The sequence below is a fragment of the Bradyrhizobium sp. genome (genome assembly GCF_049581145.1).
GTDB lineage: Bacteria > Pseudomonadota > Alphaproteobacteria > Rhizobiales > Xanthobacteraceae > Bradyrhizobium.
This window is the reverse complement of the sequence record NZ_JBAURI010000821.1, coordinates 1-1,726: the sequence shown is the minus strand read 5'-3', so window position 1 is coordinate 1,726 and position 1,726 is coordinate 1. Positions and strand designations below refer to the sequence as shown.

Genomic DNA, 1,726 nt, shown 5'->3' with positions numbered 1-1,726 from the left:
TCCCGGTCTATGGCGAATATGAAGTCGCCGTGCTCGGCGGCGGTCCTGCTGGCATTGCTGCCGCGGTCGCATCCGCACGCGCGGGGCGGCGCACACTGCTGGTCGAGCGCTACGGCTTTCTCGGCGGCATGGGTACGGCTGCCGGCGTGACCAATTTCTGCGGGCTGCACGCCAATGTCTTTGGCGAGATGCGCCGGGTGGTGCAGGGCATCGCATCCGAACTGCTTGCGCGCATCGACCGTCTCGGCGGATTGAACGCGCCGCATCTCGTCCTGGGCAAGATCCTTGCGCAGGCCTATGACACCGCGGCCTACAAGATCGCGGCCGACGATCTCTTGACCGGCCACAAGGTCGATATCCTGTTTCACGCGCTCGGTGCCGGCGTCGTCATGCGGGACGACAGACGCATCAATGCGCTGCTGGTCGAGACCAAGGCCGGCCGGCAGGCCGTCGCAGCGGATATCTTCATCGATTGCTCCGGCGACGGCGATCTCGCGGCCTGGGCCGGCGCGGCGTTCGAACTTGGCGACGATGACGGCCACATGCTCTATCCCTCGATGATGTTTCGCCTCAATGGCGTCGATTCCGACAGAGCGGGCGACGCCTGGCGGACGATTCCGGCGCTGATGGAAGCGGCGGAAGCCAAAGGCACGCACAAATTTCCGCGCAAGGCCGCGATCGTGCGACCGCAGCGCGCGAGCGTCGAATGGCGGGTCAATTTCACGCAACTGGCGCGCGCGGACGGCAGCGCGATCAATGGCATCGAACCGGATGATCTCACGCGCGGCGAGATCGACGGGCGTCGCCAGGCGATTCAGGCGTTCGAATTCCTGCGCACGGTGCCAGGTTTCGAAAAATCCTACATCGTCGACCTGCCGCCTCAGCTCGGCATCCGCGAGACGCGGCGCATCAAGGGCGGCTATCGGCTGAGTGGCGAGGACGTGCTGACCTGCGCGTCGTTCGACGACTCGATCGGCGTCAACGGCTGGCCGATGGAATCCCATGTCGCGGGCGACGTGATCTTCAAGTTCCCGCCGATTCCGGATTCGCGCGGCTTCAACGAGCTGCCATACCGGATGCTGGTGCCTGATGGCGTCGACAATCTCCTCGTTGCCGGCCGCTGCGGATCGATGACCCATGACGGACAGTCCGCCGCGCGGGTCTCCGGCGCCTGCTTTGCGATGGGCGAAGCCGCGGGGTCGGCCGCGGCGCTGGCGCTTTCGGGGAACACGCTTCCGCGCGACATTGCGGTAGACAGGCTGCAACAGGCTTTGCAACAGCAGGGCGCCTTCATTGGGCGGGATCAGCCGGTCCCTCGAGGCCTGTAATCGTTCGGTAACAGTGAGGCGTTTTAAGCGAAGCCTTTTCAGCGCGACGGAGTCATCAAGATGATCGGATGGGTGCGACTGGCGTTCGCCGGCCTGTTGGCGATATCGGCGGTCGAGACCGCGCGGGCCGACGAGCCGTTGAAGGCACGGATCGGGGTCTTGCGACTGTCCTCGTCGGCGCCGGTCTTCATCGCGCAGGACAAGGGTTATTTCCGTGACGCCGGGCTCGACATCGAGTTGAAATTCTTCGACGCCGCGCAGCCGATCGCGGTCGCCACCACCTCCGGCGATATCGATATCGGCATCACCGCTTTCACCGCCGGGTTGTATAATCTCGCGGGCAAGGGCACGCTGAAGGTGATCGGCGGCATGAGCCGCGAAAAGGCGGGCTATCCGCT

The 1,726-nt window shown here is 64.9% G+C and carries 2 protein-coding genes; both read left to right on the top strand.

Going from position 1 to position 1,726, the window contains the following annotated elements; all coding sequences use genetic code 11:
* Positions 1–1,328, top strand: a 1,328-nt coding sequence (locus WCB02_RS26895) for an FAD-dependent oxidoreductase (RefSeq protein ID WP_423962792.1), incomplete at its 5' end; no start/stop codon positions are given.
* 60 nt (positions 1,329–1,388) lie between these two features.
* Positions 1,389–1,726, top strand: a 338-nt coding sequence (locus tag WCB02_RS26890) for an ABC transporter substrate-binding protein (RefSeq protein ID WP_423962791.1), incomplete at its 3' end; no start/stop codon positions are given.